Raw genomic sequence first — 23287 nt, forward strand, 5'->3', positions numbered from 1 at the left:
ATGCACATCTTTGTTTTGCCCAGATTTGCGCTTTCTTTGCTTGTGATGCTTGTTTTGGGTGCATTTACTACTTCTCTTGCAGAGCCCGTTCAAAATCCACAATCCAATGCGCCAAGCTCCGATGGTCTGCTTGAATCATTCAGTGACTCCAGTGAGCCTAATGGAGAAGTCTTTATCCGCCCAGATCAAAGTACAGAGCAGATTCTTCACTTGCAAAACACCACACCAGAATCCACTCTTGCCTCTACCATTTATGTGGGGCAAAGGATCCCTATCACCTATCGTGTAATATTTTTTAACAACGCCTCACTTAACCAAAGCTCTTTTAAAGAAAAAACAACAACCAACGCTATTGCACTAGAAAACCCAAACCAAGCGTGGCAGGAAGTAGAGCTAGAATCTAGCGCGACACAAAAATCACAAAAAGTCTATGAGATCACTTATTTGTTTAAAATCAAAGCCCAAAGCACCAAAATACCGGCTTTTGAAGTCTCTGCAATTGCACGCGATGGTTCATTTATTGATGTTGCTACAAGCGACCCAATCACACTTAACGCCACGGATTTATACCAAAACAAAAACTATGCAGGAGTTGTCGGGGAGTATATGCAGCTTGGAATCCACAAAGCCAAGCAATACGATGAGCAGAGCAATCTTATCGCCTTTGAGCTAATTGCAAAACGCGCTAATTTGGAAGATTTCAAACTCCCTAATATTGACAAGCAGGGCATTGAACGATCGAGCTTTAGTCTCCTAGAATCTAAAGCGATCTTCTATGCAGTTGTACCAAAAAATATGCAAAATCTCTTGTTTGAATACTTTTCCACGCAGACAAATCGCTTCGAACAAATCCGTATCCCTATCGCACCAGTGATCGATGGTGTAACGACACAGGAAAATCTAAAACCTAAAAATACTTATTTAATGTATTGGGCATTATTCATTGGCGGGGTTGCCATTAGTTGCTTTGTTGTGGCATTTTTCTCCAAAGCTTTGCGCAAGGTGTTTTTTGTCCTTGGGGTTGCTGTGGCACTCTATTTGCTCTACCATCTTTTCTACACCAAAACAGCCACAATTAGCGCGCAAACGCAAATTTGGATTCTCCCTACGCAAAATTCTACACTGCTTGAGACTACTAGTGGCTCTATGGAAATCAAAATCATAGGCGAGCACGGGCAATACTACAAAATCATCACACCCAAAGAAGCTATAGGTTGGATAAGGAAAGAAGATGCGAGCTAGACTAAAAGGTATCTACGAAGTTATTTTAGTTGGAATTGGGCTTGCGATTATTATTTGCTTCATCTATTTCTATCGCAAGAAAAACAATGCTAGATCCACGCGAATGGCTTGCTATCGATTTTTCACTTATGGGGGCATCACGCTTGAAAAGCTTGGTGACTTTGATGAAGAAGCAGATTTAATCATTATGAACCACCAAAGTGTCGCCGATATCCTATGCCTTGAAGCCTATCACCCGCGCAATATCTGCTGGATTGCTAAAAAACAATTAGGAGAGATTCCATTCTATGGCTATGCTCTCACAGGACCAGAAATGATCCTTATAGATAGGGATGATAAACGCGGGCTTGCTTCACTACTTAAAGCCACCAAACAAAAGCTTGCCCAAAATCGTCCCATTATAATCTTTCCAGAAGGCACACGCAGCTAGGGCAAAGAGCGGTTTTTGTCCTTTAAGCCCGGAGCAAAAATCATCGCTGAAAAATTTCGACTAAAAATCCAACCCATCGTGCTTATCAATACGCGTAGAATCTACAATTCTTCTCCTATTGAAGCTACAAGTAATGTTGCTAGAATGGTGCTACTTAAGCCATTTTATGTCGATGAACACCCAAGCAAACAGGTATTCTACCGCGACGAAAGCTCCCTTGCTAGAGTTAAAGCAGGTGCAAAAAAAATCAAAGGCTTACAGCCAATCTATGACTCAAGCTCTAGCTACTTTATTGCTCCCACAAAATCCACACAGAGCAAAAACTCCACAGAGCCATTAGAATCGTGGTATGAAGAATTGCAGCAGTGTATGCAAGAAGTCTATACCCATCACTACCGCGCACTAGAGCAAGCATAAGGCACACTATGAAAAATGATCAAAAAAATCTCGTGCGCTTTGAGGATAGAGAAGAAGCTTTCATTAAACTCTATGATGAGCTTGCAAATCATCATCTAGCAAACGATAATAGTATCGTGCTATCCACAAGTTTTGCGGGATTATTTCTAGCTGATAGACTGGCAAATAAACTAGATTCTAGCCTGGATATGCTCTTTTGCGCGCCAATTATCGCTCCTGCTAATAGCGAGTGCGAGATCGCAACTGTGAGTGAAAATATGGAGCTAATCATCAATGAGCCTTTAATTGATTCATTTGATATTTCACTTGATTATGTCTATGGAGAAGCTAAACGAGTCTATGAAGAAACCATACTTCCTAGAATCTACAAATACCGCAAGGGTACTACCCTTAGCCCGCTAGAATCTAAAAATGTCTTTTTAATCGACCAAGGAGTAGAAACGGGCATCACTATGGATCTTGCCATTAAAACCTGTATCCAAAAAAAAGCAAAAAGTATCTATGTTTTAAGCCCTATTATCTCCTATGATATTGCTAAGATTCTAGTAAAATCCAGCGATGCCCTAATAGCGGTCTATAAGCCCAAATCCTTCGTATCTACCAAGCATTATTATAAAACTCTGCCACCTGTGAGTGAGCAAGAGATTCTAGATATTATGGGTAGATATATCACTAAACCAAATCTTATGCAAAAAGGATCATAATGCACCAAATTAGCCTAACGCTAACCAATCTTACAGAGCAATATAAGCTTGATTATGTCGCTAGGCAAGCGTGCGGAAGTGTGTGGTATCACTCTGGTGATAATGTCTTGCTTGCTAATGTCGTAGTAGATGAAAATCCAACAGATGATGACTTTCTCCCACTTGTTGTGCAGTATATCCATAAGTCCTATGCTGTGCGCAAGATTCCAGGTGGGTTTATCAAAAGGGAGGGTAAGCCTAGTGAGTTTGAAGTCCTAACTTCACGCATTATCGACCGCACCTTGCGCCCACTTTTTCCCGCAAACTATCGCTACCCCACACAGATCACTATTCTTGTACTAAGCTATGATGGCATAAGCGATTTGCAGATATGCGCCCTACACGCCGCGGCAAATGCCCTTCTCCTTAGTTCGCTAGATTTTATCCCGCCTGTCAGTAGCGCGCGCATAGGGAGAATCCAAGGAAACTTTGTCATCAATCCAAGCAAGCAAGCAATGCTAGAGTCCAGCCTTGATCTCTATGTATCTGGCAGCAGGGGGGATATTTTGATGATAGAGATGAAAGGGGGTAATGAGAGTCTAACAGAAGATGAGTTAATGACTGCTATATCACTTGCAAAGCAGACAATCCAAGCAGACTGTGCGCAATATGAAACAAAGCTTATCCCCCATAAAATACCGCCAAAACCTCTGCCCTTAGCCCAAGAAAACTCCGACCCACATATCTATGAGCATATCGCTACGCATTATCACGATGCTATCTTGCAGTCCATTAGGCAAATGAGCAAAAGTGAGCGCAATAGCGAACTACAAAGCCTTGGTACATTAATCCACTCGCGCAACCCAGCTTGGAAGCTAGAATCTATTTGCGATATGTTAGAGCTGTATAAAAAGCACCAAGTGCGCACGATGATTTTACAAGAGCATAAACGCGCTGATGGCAGAGGATTAGAAGATGTGCGTCCAATTAGCATAGAAACAAATATCCTGCCTTGCGCGCACTCTAGCGCACTTTTCACTAGGGGACAGACACAAGCCCTTGTAGTTTGCACACTAGGGAGCGAGAGTGATGCGCAAGTGCAAGAAGACTTTAGCGGTGGAAACAAAGATCGCTTTATGTTCCATTATAATTTCCCCGGTTTTAGTGTAGGAGAGACAAGTATGATGGGGGGTGTTGGGCGCAGAGAGCTAGGACATGGCAATCTTGCCAAAAAAGCTCTAGAATCTAGCATTCCGCCCAGCAAGCACACAATCCGCCTAGTCTCTGAAATCCTAGAATCTAATGGTTCAAGTTCTATGGCGAGCGTGTGTGGCGGCTCACTAGCACTGCGTGCATGCGGTTTAGAAAATCCTCTTGTAGCAGGTGTGGCGATGGGACTTGTGATCGATGGCGATCAATACGCCGTGCTTACGGATATTATGGGACTAGAAGACCACGATGGCGATATGGATTTTAAAATCGCAGGCACTAAAGATACCATTACTGCAATGCAAATGGATATTAAGCTAGGGGGTATTAGCCAAACAATACTCTGTGAAGCACTCCATCAAGCAAAGCGTGCTAGAATCCACATCTTAGAGCAAATGGAGCAAGCTGCACAAGCCATTACCCCTCACACACATTTACTCCCAAAAAGCGAATACCTCTCTCTCCCCAGCCATAAAATCCCAGATATTATTGGGCAAGGTGGCAGGGTAATCAAAGATATCATCGAGCGATTTAAAGTAAGTATTGATATTGAGCGAGAGAAGGAAAGAATCTATATCCACGCAAATTCTGCGCAAAATCTCCACAATGCTAAAGAATTTATTTTACAGCTTATCACCCCTAGTGCGCAATATGAGCTAGGTGAAGAAGTAGAAGGTGTTGTTAAAAGAGTTATGGATTTTGGTGTATTTATCTCCTTGCCCAAAGGAAATGACGGATTGTTACACATTAGTAAGATTCCACAAAATATGCAACCTTTGGCACAATTTTTCCACGAAGGGCAAGGAGTTTCTTGCGCTATTTCTGGGAATCCAAAGGGTAAGATCGAGCTCGTGCTACGCTAGTTTTTAGCTTTTTTTTAGCTAGTTTTTGCCATAATCAGCTCCTATTTGACTGCGCGAGTAGGGGATAGATCCGAAAGGTGGCAAATTTAAATCGTTCTAAGGAGAAACAATGAAAGCATTGCTTGTTTTATGTTTTGGTTTTGTGGCGCTTGCATTCGCTGGTGAGAGTGTGTTTAGTGGTAGCGATTTATCACTTCTACTTGCACTTTCTGTCGCTGGTGGTGTTATCGGTCTTGGTATTACTGCACTTGGTGGAGCTATTGGTATGGGAAATGCTGCTGCTGCCACAATCGCTGGAACAGCAAGAAACCCAGGCATCGGTGGAAAACTTCTTGGAACGATGTTTATCGCTCTAGCACTTATTGAGGCACAAGTTATTTATACACTTGTTTTCGCAATCATTGCAATCTATGGGAATCCATTCCTACCAGAATCTAAAATGATTGTTGAAGCTTTTAGTGCTCTTTTGGGCTAGTTCCTCCCGCTTTTAGCGGGGATGCGCTGGTGGTGGAATTGGTAGACACACCATCTTGAGGGGGTGGCGGGGCGACCCGTGCGAGTTCAAATCTCGCTCAGCGCACCATTATGCCGAAGTGGTGAAACTGGTAGACGCGCTAGACTCAAAATCTAGTAAGGGCGACCTTGTGTCGGTTCGAGTCCGACCTTCGGCACCATTTTAGACCTATCTTTTTGGACTATGACACTTTCTCGATGATTTTTCCCACTTCTTTACAAGATTATAGTAGCCCTTATGCGACCATTATGTAGCCCAATATTGCGCAATGGCAAGTTTCTGCTTGGATTCTCCGGAGGAGCAGATTCTGTCGCGCTATTTTTCTACTTTCTTGATAAAAAAATCACCTTTGACATTGCCATTGTGGATTATGGAGTGCGAGCGCAAAGTGTAGAAGAAGTAGCTTACGCCAAATTACTTGCCCAAACCCATAACAAACAATGTTTCCATACCAAAGCCCCCATTTTTGCAAGCAACTTTGAAGCCAGAGCTAGGGAATTTCGCTATGAGTTTTTTAGCACATTAATTGCCACGCACAACTACTCTGGACTTCTGCTAGCACATAACTTTAACGATCGTATTGAGTGGCTACTACTGCGACTTGGCAAAGGTAGCGGAATCGCTGGGCTACTTGGGTTTGATGAGATTTCTTGGCACTATCCACAGCCCACACAAGCCCTGCCAAATCCTATGCCCTACCCCATTATCCGCCCATTACTTTGGTGCTACAAACACGACATTATAAACTACTGCACAAACAAGGGAATAAAATATTTCACAGATAGCACAAATATCAATCTATCCTATGAGCGCAATTTCATTCGTGCGCATTTTGCCACCGAGTTAGTCCAGTGCTATGGCGAGGGTTTGCGGCAAAGTCTAAAGATCCTTAGTGAAGAAAAAATCGCGCTCTATCAAGGTGGCATAGCACTTCCTATACACCACAATACGACCATTATATGTATCTATGCTTTTTCTCCATATCAAGCTATCCATCACATCGCTACTGCACTAAAAATACAAGGCTATGTACTCTCACGCAAACAGCGAGAAGAGATTATGCGCACAAACTTTTCTTGCGAGATTTATGGCGCGAAAATACGCTTCTGTATAGAACATTTTCCTGACACCAACTACCCCATTACCCTTATAGTCGCTAAGCACATCACAATCACTCTGTCAAAATCTATAAAAGACCAGCTACGCAAGCTTCATATCCCCAAGCGAGTGCGCAAAAGCTTTTATGCCTATAGTCTGCAAGAATCTCTATCACTAGAGCAGTGCAAAGAGCGCATTACCAATGCCTTTATGAACCCTGTATTCTAGCGATTTCACAAACAATTTGCTCTTTAAACACCTCTGCATAAGGCGCGCTAGATTCTAACTTACTAGCGAAATCTTCTAGCACCACGCCATAATCCGCTACTCCAAGCTCCCCTTTTAACACCGCATACTTCAAATACAACCAATAAGTGTTTAGCACATCACTTTGACAGTAGCTATTGATTACATCAATAGCATTTTGCCCATAAAATAGCTCATATACATCACTCCCGCTGACATCATATTTCCCCACAATCCCAAGCATTTTACACACACCATCAAGTGTGAGTGCACGCGTAGAGCCGAAATTCCCCAAAGACTCTAGTAAATCTGTATGCCAATACTCACTATATCTCGCGCGATAGTTTTCCCATTTGCTTTTTGTGCGTGTGTGATTATGCGCTTCAAAGAATTTAAATGCGCTGCAGTTATAGCGCATAGCCTTTAGTAAAAGCACAGGCATATCAAATCCCCTACCATTGAAACTTACAAGTCTAGGCTCTTTGGTATTTAAAAATTGTAAAAACTCTTCTATCAAGCATTGCTCAAGCCTATCAATACTATCTTCGTCGTATTGAAGAGTCTCTATCGCGCTTTTACCAAAGCTCCCAACCTTGACAAACTTTCCATAATCATCACACACTACACTTGAAATCGCAATCACCCTATGCCAATAAAGTGGTAAAAATGTGCTACCGCTCTTTTCTAGCTGTGCATTAAATGCGTATTGGCAGATCTCTAAAGGGCTTTTACCACTTATGCCATACGCCTTAGCAATTTGCCTTATATCAGGAATTGTCTCTATGTCAAATACACAAATCATTTTACACTCCTTTGAGTTCGCAAGCCTACTCCTTTGCCCCATAGGAGAAAATCGGCACAGAGATTTTATACCAAATCGCTAGAATCCTAACGATAAACCCACTAATAACTGCCACAATACTTGCTACTTGTAAATCCCACTCAAGCACACTTAGCCCGTAGTAAATAAGCGAAGTAAGGATTGCCACTCCTGCATAAAGCTCCTTACGAAATACCAGTGGCACAATCCCACAAAATATATCACGCAGCACCCCACCAAACACCGCAGTAATCACCCCAGAGCTTACCACAAGCACAACCCCATAGCCCTGTGAGCGCGCAATCTCTGCACCAATAACCGCAAATGCCACAAGCCCCAAAGCATCAAGCATTAAAAACAACTTCTCTAGCCGAGCAATTACACTTGGGATTAGTGTTGTAAGCAATGCCGCCGTGCAGACGATGATAATGTATTCTGGGTGAGCTACCCAAGTAAGCGGATAGTGATTAAAGAGTATATCGCGGATTGACCCACCACCAATAGCAGCGGCTAGGGCAATAAATAGCACACCAATTAGGTCCATTTTATGCCGCCCAGCGATCAATGCACCACTCATACCCTCTGCAGTAATCCCTATAATATATAACACAAGCAAAAACATTTACACACTCCTTGAGAGCGCAAAATATAGCAAAAATTTGCTAAAATCCGCGCCACATACACCAATACACACCAAGGAGAGTCAATGGAGAAGAAAGCTGTTGTTACGCGTTTTGCCCCATCACCCACAGGATATTTACATATTGGGGGCTTGCGCACAGCATTATTTAACTATCTCTATGCGCGCAAACACGGAGGTAAATTTCTCATACGCATAGAAGATACTGACCTAGCTAGAAACTCCAAGGATGCTGCGCAAGCAATTTTAGAATCTTTTGCGTGGGTAGGACTAGAATGTGATGGAGAAATCATCTACCAAAGCGAGAGATTCCCCCTCTATGCTAGCTATGCCAAAAAGCTTGTGGAAGAGGGGAAAGCGTATTATTGCTATATGAGTAAAGAGGAGTTAGATCAGCTACGAGACTCCCAACGCGCGCAAGGCATAACACCACGCTATGACAATCGCTACCGAGACTTTACCGGCACACCCCCAAGCGATCGCACCCCTGTAATCCGCATAAAAGCCCCACTAAATGGCGAAATAGCCTTTGACGATGGGGTGAAAGGTAGAATCTGTGTGCAAGCAAAAGAACTTGACGACTTTATCATTTTGCGCTCAGATGGTAGTCCAACTTATAACTTTGTCGTCGCTATTGATGATGCATTAATGGGCGTTAGCGATGTAATCCGTGGCGATGACCACACGAGCAACACACCAAAGCAGATTCTCGTCTATCAAGCACTAAACTTCCCTATCCCTAAGTTTTATCATATCCCTATGATCCTAAATCCTGAAGGCAAGAAGCTTAGCAAGCGTGATGGTGCGATGGGCGTTATGGACTATAAGCTTATGGGGTATTTGCCAGAAGCGTTACTAAATTTTCTCGTGCGACTTGGGTGGAGCCACGAAGATAAAGAAATATTCTCGTTGCAAGAAATGTGCGCACTCTTTGATGCAAAAGACATCAACTCTTCTGCTAGTCGCTACAATCAAGAAAAATTCCTATGGCTTAATCAGCACTACATCAAAGCCTGTGATGACACTAGATTAGATACTTTACTACGAGAGTTTGGCGCGAAGCTTGAAGCATATCAAGCGCCGATAAAATCCCTGCTTTTTAACGCGCTAAAAGATAGGAGCAAAACACTCCTAGAATTTGCCTCCCAGCTTAAAGAAATCCAAACCCCCCCACAAACTTATGATGAAAAAATGCTACAAAAGCTAGATTCTAGCGCACTTAAGGCACTAGCAGAGTTGACTGAAAAAGCCACAGAAAAAGCGAAGTTTAAGCAGCACTTTACAAACCCAGAATCCCTAGAATCCTTTTTGCACAGCTACGCAGAATCTAAATCCATAAAAATTGGTAAGCTTATGCCAGCCCTGCGCCTAGCTTTACTTGGCAAGGGAGGAGGTATAGGAGTGTGCGAAAGCTTACTGATCCTAGGAGAAGAACAAAGCATTCAACGCATACGAACACTGCTCAAATATGTTGGCTAGCTAGATTCTAGCTGCTTTCTTGCTAGAACATACATAGGTTCATAAGTGATATTCCCACCAAATTTTTTCTCATAAGCTAGTAGGTTAGATTTGTTTAACACTCGCTTAGGTGTATGCAGTGCCACACCACTTGCTCGAAAATGCCTAAATACCCCAAATGCACTCCCACACTCAAGCACAATCATCTCACTGCTACTATGCAAAATCTCTAGCCCAAGGTTCTCTAGTAGCCCACATAGGTCCCCTAGCTTGATATACTCTAGCCCTATGCCAAACAGCTCTCTAATCTCATAGCAGTTTTTTTCTCCAAAACTCCCTAGTAAAAGCACGCCGTCATCTGCTAGCATACTTACTACATCTACAAGCACTTCTCTTGCTTTAAGCCACTGCAAGCACGCATTTGAAGCAATCAAATCAAATCGCTGCGCAAAAATAGGTTGATTTTTTATATCGTGCATATCAAAGGTCAATACCTGCGTATGCTTACTTAAGCGCGCTTGCAATATGCTTGCGTGGTTGTTTATGTCATTACAGACAAAATGCGTATAGGCTAAATTTTCTTGCAAGAGCGCACTAAAGTCCCCTACTCCAGCACCAAACTCAAATACCCTAGCAAATTCCTTGTCCCCTATGTGCGTAAGCAGTAGCTGCACAAGCTTACGCCGCATAGCAGCTTGAATAGGTGTATTCTCGGTATAGCTTTGCCTTGCCCCCCAGAATCCAAGCCCACTCCTAGAATCTACCTGAAACGCACACGCTCCAAGTAATTCTAACCAGCTGGTAAATTGTCCAAACACATAGTGAGGTGCATCGATATGGTGGCATTGTGTGTTTGTTTGCAAAAAGCTAGATTCTACAACCATAGGGGAAAATATACGATCTTTACTACTTATGATAGCGTGCGTGAAGTGCACTGCCTGCTTAGGTAGTTGCACACTCAAGCAAAACTGCTGCAATGCCAGTAACTCATCCTTGCACTCTAGCGCGCTACCAAACAAAGTCCTAAAATCATCACTAAACCCACGCGATTTTAGGACTTCTCTAATCTCTGCCACATCATCTACGCCAAAGAATGCGCGCGCAAACTCCTGCACATCAAAATACTCCAAAGTGCGCGCATAGATTCTAGGGTGTATCCCATATTTTGCATCGATCCCTAAAGGCGTGCCATTAATGGCAAGACAAAGTCCAAAGGCCCCCAAACGATCAATACTTACAAGTAGCCTAGAAGCCACGCCTACACCCAAAGAAAATGCCACCAAAATACAATGCCTATGTGCATCAATTAACTCTTGCAACTCTTGCAAGCTAGATGGGAGAGTGTCTAAGATTTGCTTGCTAGATTCTACCTGTGAATACATTGCAGAAGTTAGTGCCAAATCCATCGTAGGCAAATCCCTATAATCATAGCAAATTGCGACATTACACGCTGGTATATCGCATACCAAGTGGTCAAAAAATCTAGGCTTAGTCGCAAAGCCACTAAAGCACAGCAGTAAAGTTGTAGCACTCTTGTCAAATGGTTTAGAAAATGCGATTTGCATAATACTCCAATGCTTCATATAGTGGATCTAGCGTGCTATGGCTAGCATTTAGGCTAAAGCGGATTCTAGCTGTGCCACTAGGAATTGTAGGAGATTTAATTGCCCTAGCAAATATACCGTAAGATTCTAGGAAGTCCTGACACTCTAATGCCTTCTTATTTGCTCCTAAAACAAGTGAGATAATGTGCAAATCTCCCAAAATATAAGGACTAGAATCTACCTCTGCACTTTTGGATTCTACAATGATAGATTCTAGCTTATGCTTTGCCTGCTTGCTTATACTATGCAAGTGCGCTCTTTGCGCGCCTAGGTTCCCAAGCTCACAAAAAGCAAAAAAGCTAAATGCTATATTAAGAGGTGGTAAAGCCGTAGAGTAGATAAGCCCGCGCGCGGTGTTAGTAAATAGCTCTTTTAGCTCCTTAGCACAGAGCATACAAGCCCCCACGCTCCCCAAAGCCTTACCAAAAGTAAAAACCAAAAACTCCACCTCATCACTAAGCCCAAGACTCTTAGCAAGTCCTAGCCCATCATCACCCACAACACCAATACTATGTGCTTCATCAAGATATAGCAGAGCGTTGTAGCGATTTTTTAGCGCGATAATCCCAGATAAATCGCATAAATCCCCATCCATACTAAACACCCCCTCACTAACAATGATAATATGCCTAAAACGCGCGGAGTTAGATTCTAGCAACTCTTGCAAATGTGTCATATCATTATGTTTAAATCGCTTCCACCATAGGCTTTTGTTCATAGCTTTTGCTTGCAGAAGTCCATCAAACATACTTGCGTGCGCGTATTCATCAATCAAAATCCCAACCCCGTCGAGCCGCCCAAGCGCACAAAGACAGGAGATATTGCAATGATAGCCACTATTAAAGAGTAGTGCGCGCTTTGGGGCAAAGTATTGTTGCAAAACCGCCTCAAAGCTCTCCCACACAGGATATCCCCCACTAAGCAAGCGTGAAGCCCCAGAGCCAAGCGATAAATCCCTCACATCTATAGCGTGGAACTTAACAAACTCCCAAAACCTAGCCACAAGAGCTTTGGCTTCTTGATCGCGCATAAGCAGATAATTGGTATCAAGCCTATCGCTAGGTAAATGTGGTGAAATAATAGAGTGTGAAAGCCCCGCTAGCCCTAGATAATCATTGCTCGCTAGATTTAGCAAAGGCACACCATTTTTAATGAGAAAATCCCCCAAATGTGCATAATCTGTAAGGGATCGTAGATTGTTGTCTCTAGCAAGTGTTTGGGTGATGCTTCCTGCTTGGGCGATAAGATTGCGTAAGGCAGGATTCTTAGCTAAACTTTTGGTAAGATTTTTGGGCATAATATCTCCACATTAAAAGTGTGGATTATAGCCTAGAAACATAACTTCACCATAAGGATTCTGATGCCAAAACTATCAAACTATGATCTTTTTTCGCGTGATCTTGCTCATATTTGGCATCCTTGCACGCAGATGAAAGATCACGAAAGCTTCTCTATAATCCCTATAAAATCTGCCAAGGGAGTGTATTTATATGATTTTGATGATAATGCCTACATCGACTGCATCAGTAGCTGGTGGGTTAATCTCTTTGGACATTGCAACCCCACGATAAACGCCGCTATCACAAACCAGCTCAATGAGCTAGAGCATATTTTACTAGCTGGCTTTAGCCATAAGCCCATTATCGATCTATCGCAACGACTCTGCGCTTTGCTTCCAAGCACGCTTAGCAAATGCTTTTATGCAGATAATGGCTCTTCTGCCATTGAAATCGCTCTAAAAATGAGCTTTCACTATCATCGCAACATCTCAAGCGCAAGCGCGAAAGCCCCACTGCGTAGTAAGTTTCTAGCTCTTAGTAATGCCTACCACGGCGAAACCATCGCTGCGCTAAGTGTGGGGGATTTGGGGCTATATAAGCAAACTTATGAGCCAATTTTGCTCTCCTGTCTTAGTACGCCTGTGCCAAATATCCTTGATAAAGTGAGTACATATACTCCAGCAGATATCGATGATGAGAGCTACTATGAGCAAGAGCTGAGCACACTAGAATCTATCTTAGCGTGCTATGGGGAAGAGATTTGCGCCTTTATCATTGAGCCAATAATTCAATGCGCAGGCGCTATGCATATCTATCCAAAAGCTTTCATCAAAAAAGCTTGCGAGCTATGTAAGAACTATGGAATCCTCATAATCTTTGATGAAATTGCCGTGGGCTTTGGGCGCAGTGGGAGTATGTTTGCCCTAGAGCAGTGTGGTGTCGTGCCAGATTTATTATGCTTATCAAAGGGCATTAGCGGGGGGTATCTACCTTTGAGTGTTGTTGTTACAAGTGATGAGATTTATCAAGCTTTTTATGCACCTTATGAGAGCAATAAGGCATTTTTACACTCGCATAGCTACACGGGCAATGCCCTAGCTTGTGCGGCTGCAAATGCTGTGCTAGATATATTTGCCACGCAAAATATCATTGAAAAAAATCGCTCCCTATCGCTGACTATTTTTGCCAAATGGCAAGAGCTAGAAGAATTAACGATAGTCAAAAACTTGCGACATTGCGGAATGATTTTCGCCTTTGATTTAGATTCTAGCAGGGCACGTGCTGGATTAATGGTAGTTAAGCAAGCGCTACAAAGAGGCTTATTGCTCCGCCCACTTGGAAATACAATCTACTTTATGCCCCCATATATCATTACCATAGAGCAAGCGCACTTTGTAGTTCAAATGCTTAAGGAGATTCTACGCGATCCTAATAAATTTACATGAGTATGCGTAAGATTGTGCTACAATCGCGCCTTATTCTCCGGATATTTGCTAAGGAGTGTTTATGAAAGTGATCCATCTAGAAGCCTCTCAAGAACTTCAAGCTGCTAAAAATGCGATGTTTCGCTCGCTTGTTACTCTATTTATTTGCTATTTGCTAAGTGTTGTGCCTGTTGTCGGGCTTATTGCTTCAGTGGCAATGCTAGTAGCTACTGTGTGGTATTTCATTGGCGTGTATAAATTCTCAAAGCTTACCAATTCTTCTCTATTTCAAAGTCATATGTTTATGGTTTTAATCACTCTTGGGTTTATGCTGGTGCTGGCAATGATAATCGTAGTTGCCACGCAAGGTGAAGTGGAAGCATTCTTCATAGGTGTCGTTGGCGTGGTGTATATCATCGATATTTTGCTAGTAATATGGCTATTTTGGAAAATCTGCACAGAGTTTAGTGCGCTTACAAATCTTAGGCAATTTATGATAGCCTTTAAATTCTACATTGGCTCATTTTTCCTTAGTGTCATCGGGATTGTTATGATGCTTATGGCAATTGATCTGTCTCTTATGATAAGCATTTTTAAAGAAGCATTGGCACAAGAATCATCGTATATGTCTCAAATAGATACTCTTGTGATAAACTCTTCTCTTGTCTATGTATCATTACTGATTTTTGCTCTAACACTTGTCTCTACAATACTAAGCTTTGTCTTTTACTTACTAGGCATTGCTAAAATCACAAATGTAAGCGTAAAAGAGCAAAGACCAAAGAGCGACAGCGTGCAGTAGCCCCGCACCAATTCTATGCTAGAATCCACCCCCACACACTCTGCACCCACACTTGCCCACACACTTAGCACCCTACCTAATAAGCCCGGAGTTTATCAATACTATGACTCAAGTGGTAAGATTTTATATGTAGGCAAGGCAAAGATCCTTAAAAACCGCGTGAGAAGCTACTTCTCGCTCACCCAAACCAAATCCCTAAACACCCCCATCCCAAGTCCCAACCTTAGCCCGCGCATAGCACTTATGGTTCGCCAAATCGCACGCATTGAGAGTTTAGTGGTGGATTGCGAAAGTGATGCTCTTATATTAGAAAACTCTTTCATCAAGCAGTTAAAACCAAAATATAATGTGCTCTTGCGTGATGATAAGACCTACCCTTACATCGCCTTTGATATGGGACTGGCATACCCTGTACCATTTATCACGCGCCAAGTCAAATCTAGCAAAACCACGCGCTACTTTGGTCCCTATCCTAATGGCTGTAGGGAGATTCTAAGCTCCTTGCTAGAGCTATTTATGCTTGTGCAGCGTGCTCCAAGCTGTATTAGCAAGAATCGTGCGTGTTTGTTTTACCAAATCAATCGCTGTCTAGCCCCCTGTGAAGATAAAGTCTCCAAAGAAACCTATAAAGACATAGTAGATTCTGCCCTGCAAGTGCTAAAGTCTCCGCACAAGCTCATCAAACTCCTTGAAGCAAAAATGTTCGTTTTCTCGCAAAATCTCCAATTTGAAGAAGCTGCTACCTATCGCGATCGCCTTAAAAAGCTCTCATATTTACGGGAGCTTTGTGTGCTAGATTTGGCTAAGGATATAGATTTAGATATAGCCTACTTCTACGCACCTTTTTTGGATAACGAGCCTGCTAGCTCTGCCATATTTCTTTGGCTTTTTGTGCGTGAAGGAAGGGTTGTGTCTTTCTCCCACGAGATTGTGCGCATTGGCAAGGACTACGACCCAAGTGCAATCTACACCCAAGCCCTGCTCAATCGTTATGCTAGCAAGCTCCCCATCCCCCCAGAGTCCATAGTCCTGCCAGAGTGCTTTAGCGATGAGCAAAAGTACGCTTTGCAAGAAGTCCTAATGCGCACGCAAGGCAGGAAAATCCCTTTGCGTCCGCTTGATAAGGGCAAATACGCCAAATTTCTCCCCATCATACAAGACAATGCCACCTTGCTTTTGCAACAACACACAAACGCGCAAGCTAGTGAGCTAGCGCTACTACATGAGCTACAAAGCTTGCTCGCGCTAGAACATTTACCTAGTAAAATCGAAGTTTTTGACACAAGCCACCATAGCGGGAGAGACTGCGTGGGTGGAATGATCGTTTATGAAAATGGCGCATTTAGCAAGGATTACTACCGCCGATACAAGCTACAAGCAAGCGATGAATACGGACAAATGCGAGAGATGCTCACCCGCCGAGCCCTAAGCTTTGACAAAGCTAGTCCGCCAGATTTATGGCTACTTGATGGAGGTAGGGCGCAAATTGCCATTGCTAGAGAGATCTTAGAATCTAGCGGAATATCCATTGATGTAATTGCCATCGCCAAAGAAAAGCGCGACGCCAAGGCTTACCGCGCTAAAGGTGGGGCTCGAGATACTATCTACACTAGCACAAAGGCTCTTAAGTTAGATTCTAGTGATAAGCGGTTGCAATTTTTACAAAAACTACGCGACAGCGTGCATAAATACGCCATAGGCTATCATCGCCATAGTAAAAAGCTCTCCCTAACCCAAAACAATGCCCTAAAAGCCAAAGGATTAAGCGATGCGCAAATTGCACGAGCGCTAGCCTTTAGTGGCAGTTATGAAGCTATCAAAGACAAAAGCAAGCAAGAAATCTTAGTCCTAATCAAATCTCATAGGATTCAACATAGCTAGATTCTATCCAAAGGTGCAAACCTTAAGCGCACAAGCAATTCTGCGCCATAACACAAGCCTTAGCAAGATAAAAGCAAGATTCAAGGAAGCGGGGTTTAAGCAACTTTCCTCTACAATACACCACTAATCTAGTCTCTCTTAAAGAGTATTTATGTCCCTAGCACTATCCAAAGCCCACGCCTTTATCACGCTAATGCGTCCGCATCAATATAGTAAAAATCTATTCATCTTCGCGCCAGCATTCTTTGGCTTTGGGCAGTATAATTTAGGTGAAGTCGCGCTTGATTTACTTGTGGCATTTTGCGGATTTTGCTTGATTGCTAGTGGCATTTATGCCATAAATGATTGCCTTGATGCCAAGTTTGACGCCCTACACCCTAGCAAGGCGAACCGCCCTGTGGCAAGTGGTATGATCTCGCCTTTGCTAGCCTACATCTTTGGCATAGCTCTTATACTCTTAGGGGGGGGGGCATATATGATTATGGGCAAAGACTTGGAGGCAAGTGCGCTACTTAGTCTCTATGCACCCATAATTATTTACATTGTCTTAAATTTAGCCTATTGTCTTTACCTTAAGCATATTGCTATTGTTGATGTATTTTGTATAGCTAGTGGCTTTGTGCTAAGACTTTGGGTAGGGGCTTTGGTAATTGCCATTGGACTTTCGCATTGGATTGTGATTACAACCTTTTTGCTGGCAGTGTTTTTGGCTCTTGCCAAAAGGCGCGATGATATACTTCTGCTAGAATCTGGCATTAAAGCGCGCAACAATATCGATGGCTACAATCGCGTGTTCTTGGATATTACTATGGGGATTTCCGCCTCACTTGTGATGGTGGCATATATCTTTTATAGCATTGATGAGTCAGTTAATGAGCGACTCCATACACATAACCTCTACCTAACTGCTATCTTTGTCTTGCTAGGCATTTTTCGCTATATGCAAATCACCTTTGTTTTACAGAAGTCTTCTAGCCCCTCTAAGATTCTCTTGCACGATCGCTTCTTGCAGCTTGTAATCCTAGCGTGGTTGGCAAGCTTTATCATCATTGGATTTTGGAGGTAATATGAGAAACGCAGAAAATCTAGCACTTTATACTCTTATGGTTATATGCCTTGGCGTGTTTTGTTTTATGGGGTGGCGATATATGGATGTAGAGTTTCTAGCTCTTACTAATGGCGATGCTATGCCCCAATTTTTGCAACTGCAAAAAATGTATCAAGGGCTTACCACACTTAATATCAAGCAGTTCTTCGCCTTTGAGTTTTATAACTACGGCTTTTTCTACTATATGCTAAATCTCCTTGCTGCCCTGCCCTTTATCATCACAGAGAACTACTCCTTGCAAATCTACGCCCCGCGCGTGCTAAACGCACTTTTTAGCATAGCAAATATCTGGCTACTCTATCGCATAGCTAGAACCTATCTTAGCGCACTAGATTCTATGCTTATTATAGGAATATTTGTAGCTATGAGTGGATTCTGGCACCAAGGCTATATTTACAAGCCTGATGTGTTTCAAGCATTTTTTGTGCTAGCGTGTGCGTATTATCTCTTGCGTGATAATTTTAGCTTTGGCAAGCACTACACGCTTGCGTGGATAGCTCTTGGGCTAGGTATGGGTGTGGCGAAGTTTCAGGCGATTCTCTTTATCCCTATGGTGTATGCCTATATCTTTATGTGTATGCGCACTCAAGGCATAATCCCTAGTATAAAGCGTGCGATCGTAGCGACATTTGGAATCTTTGCCATTTGGATTGCTACTAATCCCTACCTCCTGCACCCAAGGGGTTTTAATGCGTGGTATGCAATGTTTGCTGGCAATATGAACTCTAATGCCACTAATCACGGCGCATATACACAAGTGTCATTAAGTGATAAGCTTGCTATGATTGATTACTACTATTTTGAGATAGTTGTATTTATCGCACTGCTTGCTCTATGCTGCTATTTGCTGTGGCTTGGAGCTGTGCGCATTTTTAGGGATTCTAGCGACAATGCCCAAACTCTACAAAGTAGCAATTCTACAAACGCAGCTAGGCAGCAGGATTTTACAACTTTTGAAAGCAACACCCAAAGTGCGATCGAGCAAGCAAAGGATTCTAGGATTTGCGATGAGAAATCGGGGCTTTGCGAGCGTGTGCAAGAGCGCATACTTGGCGTATGTAACCGCAGCACGCGCGAAGCAATCCACGATTTATCGCGCAAAGCCGAATCCACCAACCAAGTCTCAATCCCACTCCCCTTCGCGCCCATTGCTGCTGGCTTCCTAGTCTCTCTCATCTACCTGCTCTTTTTTGTCAATAAAGCGTGGGAAGCCTACTACTTTAGCACAATGATGCTTGGTTGCGTATTATTTATCCCACTTGCTCTAATTGTCGCTAAAACTTCTAAGGGGGGGGGGCAGCACTATGCAAAAAGAAAGCAACTCTATCAAACCGCTACTCTATCACTCTTATTTACGCTACAGATTCTAGGGGGATTTATGTCTAACACTTACAACCAAGTCTTTACCAAATATCCCATTTCTCCAGATTCTGCGCGTGCGCTAGCACAGGAGCTTACTGATCTTGCACGCCCTTTTGTTACTGATCCAAATGCCACCATTTTTAGCGATAATGTCAATTTCTACTACCTATCACTTGGACTAAAACCCACCCAGATCTATCAAATCTTTGGTCTGCCAAATGCTGATAGCTTTGTCTATGAGGAGTGGAGCAAGAAGCCCCACTCCCTGCCATTTATCCCTAAAGACTTCATCATCTTAAGCCAAAATTGGTGGCTATCAAGCTATGAGGAGCGCGCCCATACAGATGAGCAGACCAAAGAAGTGTTAGAAAAGCTCTTTAGCGGGCAATACCCCTACAAGCAAGTAGCCAAAAGCGAGCATTTCATCATCTTTGCCAATACTGATGAGCAGCATAGCAATATCCTAACCCCAACACCAAAGGAGTAGCAATGTCTAAGCACCTAGCAAATTTTCTAAGCACAATCAACGCCCTTATCAAGCGATACCCCAAGACTACTTTTGTGCTTTTTGCACTCATTATCGCGCGCGCTGCTTATATCAGCTTTGGCGCGGCAACACTTGGAGAGTGGGCTTCACTGGATATGCAGTGGTATCCTACAAAGCAGCTCTTTGGCTTAGGGGAGTTTGAGCAAGCCTTGAACCCATATATCGCCTATCTTAATGGCGATGTATTCCTAGCAAATGGTCCAAACTATATGCCTTTGATGTATTATGTGATGTTCCCCTTTGCCCTGCTAGAGTGGGGGGAGGCAAAGATCGCCTTTGCACTCTGTAATATCATTTTATTTTGTGGGACGATTTTTCTCTTTGCACACTATGGAGTAAATCGCGCCTTTGTCTATGGAGCTGGGGTTCTAGCTGTGTTTGGCTACTGCTTTGGCAATGTCATTGGCAATGCGCAAAGCGCGATTATGATAGGCTTTTTCATAGCACTAGCCTATTGCTTCCGCCATAAACCCATTATCCTAAGTATCGCCCTAGCCTTTGTGTGCATTAAGCATTCTTTCGGACTACCACTTCTGCTTGGATTTTTCCTAGCAGGATATAGGAGAAAAGTCATAGCAGCAGGCGCGCTAGTGGCTCTAGCAGTATGCGCTTTTAGCTTGCAAACCCACACAAATCCTATAGACACCCTACACCTACTAAGCCAAGTCAATGCTGCCCACTATGCTAGTGGCACTGCCTTGGGTGGTCCAAGCGATCTCTTCTCGCTCTCACAAAAGCTCTTTCACAATCCCATAAGCCCCATAAGTCTTATAACTCTAGCAATTTATGCAAGCTTTGTGTGGATTGTCTATGTATATAGACCAAGTGAGAGTGCAATTATTAGCGCGAGTGTCGTGCTCTCACTCTTTAGCCTACCACATCTAGGCTATGATAGCTATATGCTCTTACTTGCCTTGCTTATCGCAAAGAACTCCTACAAGATCATAAGCACACCCATACTAGCACTTCTAGCTCTAATGCTCTTTATCTATCGTGGGCAAAAGCTTAAGCCCTATATCGATTCTCTAAGTCAAGCAACTATGCAATTATTGAATGGGGGGGGGGCAATACACAATGCAAGAAACCCACTGGGCTATGAATATGGGGGTACCATTTTGCATCGCTATGTGTATGGGATTTGCGCTTGTGTTTTACCTGCTCTTGCTCCGTGCGCGCAAGAGCTAGCTACCCACAAAGCTAAAATCTAACAGGGGATTTAATGCTACTGCACCGCACCATAGCTCTACTGCAAGCCTTAGAATCTAGCTTTGCTAGATTCTATTGTGCTAGATTTACCTTTATCATAGCTTGCGTGTTTCTGGGATTTTTATGCACACTTTTTATGCTAGCAAGTCTTGGGTTTTTACTCTATATCCCTATCACGCCGTTGCATTTACCACTTGCCTTTACTATAAGTCTTACCCCGCTATTTTTGGCAAAAAGTAGGGAAATTCTTCTAGGGGGTGGGGCAGCCGTGCTAGGCGGCTTTAGTCTCTCTCTCATACTTAGTGCCCTACTCTATGACTACTCTTGGGATGGGAGAGCCTATCACCAAATAGGGATTTTATACCTTACAAATGGCTGGAATCCAGTATGGCAGAAAATGGCAGATATAGAGTCCTTGCTCCCATACCTAAGCCACGAAATCTGGGTAGAACACTATTTCAAATTTAGCGAAATAGTCGCTAGCTCTATTGTTAGTGCGCTTGCTTCTATTGCTCCTAGTAGCCTTGATACCATCGAGCTAGGCAAGGCACTAAACTTCATCGCTGCATTTGGGGCGTTTTTGTATAGCATCTCTGTGCTAGCCAAATTTATCAGTCCGCTACCTGCTACTATCATTAGCCTTTTTGCGAGCTTTTCGCCTGTGGTGGGCGTGCAAATTGCCACTTATTATGTCGATGGACTACTTTCTTGCGCGCTTTTGGTGGCATTTTGTGCCATTGTTGATAGAGAGTTCTACCGCCGAAAACTAATGGATTCTAATTCGAATGAGACAAAAGCTTTATCCCAAGCTCTACTTGCGCGCTCTTTTCTTCTAGCAGGCGCGCTACTAGCGATGGCTAGCATTAAGCTTACAGGCATAGCATATGCGGGCTTTATCGGGCTAGGCTATTTAGCGTATCTACTCTGGTTTTACCCCTTAAAAGAGTCTAAGCCCCTTATCGTGCTAGGGCTTATCACAGGCTCTCTCATCCTTGCTTGCAATGCTAATCCACTCCTTACCAATCTAGCTTCAGGCAAGCATTTTGGCTACCCACTTTTAGGTCAAGAAAAAATTGATATTATCATAGGACAGCAACCGAAGATGTTTGATGAGCTAAACTCTGGCACTAAGTTTCTCTACTCACTCTTCTCGCGCACACAAAACTGTACCGCACAATGCACACCACAGCTTAAAGCTCCCTTTTCACGCTTCCACGATGAAGCCCCAAATGTCGATACGCGTATCGCTGGGTTTGGGGCGTACTTTAGCGGAGCGGTGCTACTTAGTGCGCTTATGCTTGTGCTTTTCCGCCAAGGCTTTAGGCACAAGGAGACTCTAGGGCTTTTACTTTTAGTCGCAGGGAGCTTTCTTATCAATCCAGAATCATGGTGGGCGCGCTATGTGCCACAAATGTATTTCCTACCGCTCCTTGTGCTAGGCATTAGCTACTATCTATGCAAAAGCCCCCTAGGTAGCCTGCTACGAATAGCCCTGCTAACAACAATTACGATAAATTTCGCCACTTATGCAAAGCAGTTTTACAAGCACGGCTCACATTATAAGCAAGCCACTATAGCACGCCTAGATTCTGCCAAAACTCACACCCAAGAACACAAACTCTACATCTATTCAAATGGCTGGGAACATTCATTCTTACACAAGCTAGAATCTGCAAAAATCCCTTTCACTAGGCTTGATAGCAAGGAGAACCCCCCTGCACCACTCTTTGTAGTGCCAAATAGCCTAGGCGAAATCTATTGGAGCATAAAACCCCTATGAGAACCACCCAAGCCTTACTAAACCTACTTGCAAGATATACAGTATTTTTGCGCTATTGTGTGGTAGGTGTGCTTGCAAGTGGAGTGTTTTATTGCGTGGCAAATGTTTCAACACTTGTCCTAGGGCATATGGATTCTAGCACCACCATTTTTGCTAGCGCGAAATTTATGGATTACCACACCACTGCTAGCGCAATAGCTCGCAACGACGATGAAAAAGCGGATTCTAGTGTCGCTACAACTCTAAATGAGTACGCACATAATTCTAATATTTTTGAGAAAAACTCCCAAAATATAGCCAACTCACAGGTAGCAGAATCTACGATTGATCACACAAAGCCAAACTCCAGCCAAACCGAAGTGCCGACCCAAACCCTCCTAGCTACTTTACTAGGCTCTCTAACAAGCTTTATCTTTGGCTATTTTGCGCAAATGCGCCTAGCATTCCGCGCCTATCCTAATCACAGCACAATGCTACCGCGCTACCTTGTCCTGCTAGCACTTATTGCCATCTACGCCCAAGTTATCACCTATCTTGGCTCGTTGTTAGCATTCTCCTACTATCTTATAAGCGCATTTATCGCACTAAGCGTGCCACTCTTCTCCTATCCACTACAAAAGCTTTGGGTGTTTGCTAGCCCAAGCAGTGCGCGCGCTAAAACTTCTAAGGGGGG

General features: G+C 43.3%; 18 protein-coding genes, 2 tRNA genes and 1 pseudogene. 17 read left to right on the forward strand and 4 right to left on the reverse strand.

The genetic code is table 11. The features are described 5' to 3' along the window. The 8 genes and pseudogenes from IKB69_RS04455 (at position 1) to tilS (ending at position 6684) form a co-directional block, all read left to right on the forward strand. Positions 1 to 1242, forward strand: coding sequence for a hypothetical protein (locus IKB69_RS04455; RefSeq protein WP_290946504.1), 1242 nt, complete (start codon positions 1 to 3; stop codon positions 1240 to 1242). Beyond that, a pseudogene (locus IKB69_RS04460) lies at positions 1232 to 1837 on the forward strand (1-acylglycerol-3-phosphate O-acyltransferase); the annotation flags it as partial. The gene IKB69_RS04455 and the pseudogene IKB69_RS04460, both read left to right, overlap by 11 nt. 260 nt (positions 1838 to 2097) lie before the next feature. Further along, a complete protein-coding gene (locus IKB69_RS04465) occupies positions 2098 to 2793 on the forward strand; it encodes a phosphoribosyltransferase (RefSeq protein WP_290946507.1) in 696 nt (231 codons plus the stop codon). Then, positions 2793 to 4844: a polyribonucleotide nucleotidyltransferase gene (locus tag IKB69_RS04470; RefSeq protein ID WP_290946509.1), complete on the forward strand. Its 2052-nt coding sequence runs from the start codon at positions 2793 to 2795 to the stop codon at positions 4842 to 4844. The genes IKB69_RS04465 and IKB69_RS04470 overlap by 1 nt, the downstream gene beginning before the upstream one ends. A 109-nt stretch (positions 4845 to 4953) precedes the next feature. Then, complete coding sequence (locus tag IKB69_RS04475; RefSeq protein WP_290946512.1) at positions 4954 to 5319, forward strand: F0F1 ATP synthase subunit C; 366 nt, start codon at positions 4954 to 4956, stop codon at positions 5317 to 5319. Between the two features lie 23 nt (positions 5320 to 5342). Further along, positions 5343 to 5427: transfer RNA gene (locus tag IKB69_RS04480), tRNA-Leu, on the forward strand. A 4-nt stretch (positions 5428 to 5431) separates the two neighbouring features. After that, positions 5432 to 5518: transfer RNA gene (locus IKB69_RS04485), tRNA-Leu, on the forward strand. 77 nt (positions 5519 to 5595) lie between these two features. After that, a complete protein-coding gene (tilS, locus tag IKB69_RS04490; RefSeq protein WP_290946514.1) occupies positions 5596 to 6684 on the forward strand; it encodes a tRNA lysidine(34) synthetase TilS in 1089 nt (362 codons plus the stop codon). On the opposite strand, the gene IKB69_RS04495 is transcribed toward tilS, so the two are convergent. After that, the gene (locus tag IKB69_RS04495) at positions 6665 to 7504 is read right to left on the reverse strand and encodes a 3'-5' exonuclease (RefSeq protein ID WP_290946517.1); all 840 of its coding nucleotides are present in this window, start codon (positions 7502 to 7504) and stop codon (positions 6665 to 6667) included. The genes tilS and IKB69_RS04495 overlap by 20 nt on opposite strands. Positions 7505 to 7529: 25 nt before the next feature. After that, positions 7530 to 8144, reverse strand: coding sequence for a trimeric intracellular cation channel family protein (locus IKB69_RS04500; protein WP_290946520.1), 615 nt, complete (start codon positions 8142 to 8144; stop codon positions 7530 to 7532). 84 nt (positions 8145 to 8228) lie between these two features. Here IKB69_RS04500 and gltX point away from each other — a divergent pair, with 84 nt between their 5' ends. Further along, positions 8229 to 9641 (forward strand): glutamate--tRNA ligase, encoded by a 1413-nt coding sequence (gltX, locus tag IKB69_RS04505; protein WP_290946522.1) that lies wholly within the window; start codon positions 8229 to 8231, stop codon positions 9639 to 9641. Here gltX and IKB69_RS04510 read toward each other — a convergent pair. Both IKB69_RS04510 and IKB69_RS04515 read right to left on the reverse strand, forming a co-directional pair. Continuing rightward, positions 9638 to 11185, reverse strand: coding sequence for a pimeloyl-ACP methyl esterase BioG family protein (locus IKB69_RS04510; protein ID WP_290946524.1), 1548 nt, complete (start codon positions 11183 to 11185; stop codon positions 9638 to 9640). The genes gltX and IKB69_RS04510 overlap by 4 nt on opposite strands. Further along, a complete protein-coding gene (locus tag IKB69_RS04515) occupies positions 11166 to 12521 on the reverse strand; it encodes an aminotransferase class I/II-fold pyridoxal phosphate-dependent enzyme (protein ID WP_290946527.1) in 1356 nt (451 codons plus the stop codon). Before IKB69_RS04515 ends, IKB69_RS04510 begins: the two co-directional genes overlap by 20 nt. A 63-nt stretch (positions 12522 to 12584) precedes the next feature. Between IKB69_RS04515 and IKB69_RS04520 the strand changes: the two genes are divergently transcribed. The 8 genes from IKB69_RS04520 to IKB69_RS04555 all read left to right on the forward strand — a co-directional run. Beyond that, the gene (locus tag IKB69_RS04520; RefSeq protein ID WP_290946531.1) at positions 12585 to 13949 is read left to right on the forward strand and encodes an adenosylmethionine--8-amino-7-oxononanoate transaminase; all 1365 of its coding nucleotides are present in this window, start codon (positions 12585 to 12587) and stop codon (positions 13947 to 13949) included. A 61-nt stretch (positions 13950 to 14010) separates the two neighbouring features. Continuing rightward, entirely contained in the window at positions 14011 to 14730 is a 720-nt protein-coding gene (locus IKB69_RS04525; protein WP_290946533.1) for a hypothetical protein, read from the forward strand. Positions 14731 to 14745: 15 nt separating this feature from the next. Beyond that, the gene (gene uvrC, locus IKB69_RS04530) at positions 14746 to 16611 is read left to right on the forward strand and encodes an excinuclease ABC subunit UvrC (RefSeq protein ID WP_290946535.1); all 1866 of its coding nucleotides are present in this window, start codon (positions 14746 to 14748) and stop codon (positions 16609 to 16611) included. Positions 16612 to 16762: 151 nt separating this feature from the next. Then, positions 16763 to 17677: a UbiA prenyltransferase family protein gene (locus IKB69_RS04535; RefSeq protein WP_290946538.1), complete on the forward strand. Its 915-nt coding sequence runs from the start codon at positions 16763 to 16765 to the stop codon at positions 17675 to 17677. 1 nt (position 17678) lies between these two features. Next, positions 17679 to 19568 (forward strand): glycosyltransferase family 39 protein, encoded by a 1890-nt coding sequence (locus IKB69_RS04540; protein WP_290946541.1) that lies wholly within the window; start codon positions 17679 to 17681, stop codon positions 19566 to 19568. 2 nt (positions 19569 to 19570) lie between these two features. Continuing rightward, the gene (locus IKB69_RS04545) at positions 19571 to 20836 is read left to right on the forward strand and encodes a glycosyltransferase 87 family protein (RefSeq protein WP_290946544.1); all 1266 of its coding nucleotides are present in this window, start codon (positions 19571 to 19573) and stop codon (positions 20834 to 20836) included. Between the two features lie 11 nt (positions 20837 to 20847). Continuing rightward, entirely contained in the window at positions 20848 to 22614 is a 1767-nt protein-coding gene (locus tag IKB69_RS04550; RefSeq protein WP_290946548.1) for a hypothetical protein, read from the forward strand. Further along, the coding region (locus IKB69_RS04555) for a hypothetical protein (RefSeq protein WP_290946550.1) at positions 22611 to 23287 on the forward strand (677 nt) is incomplete at its 3' end. The genes IKB69_RS04550 and IKB69_RS04555, both read left to right, overlap by 4 nt.

Origin of the sequence: Helicobacter sp. (assembly GCF_017502485.1) — a bacterium.
Taxonomy (GTDB): Bacteria; Campylobacterota; Campylobacteria; order Campylobacterales; family Helicobacteraceae; genus Helicobacter_B.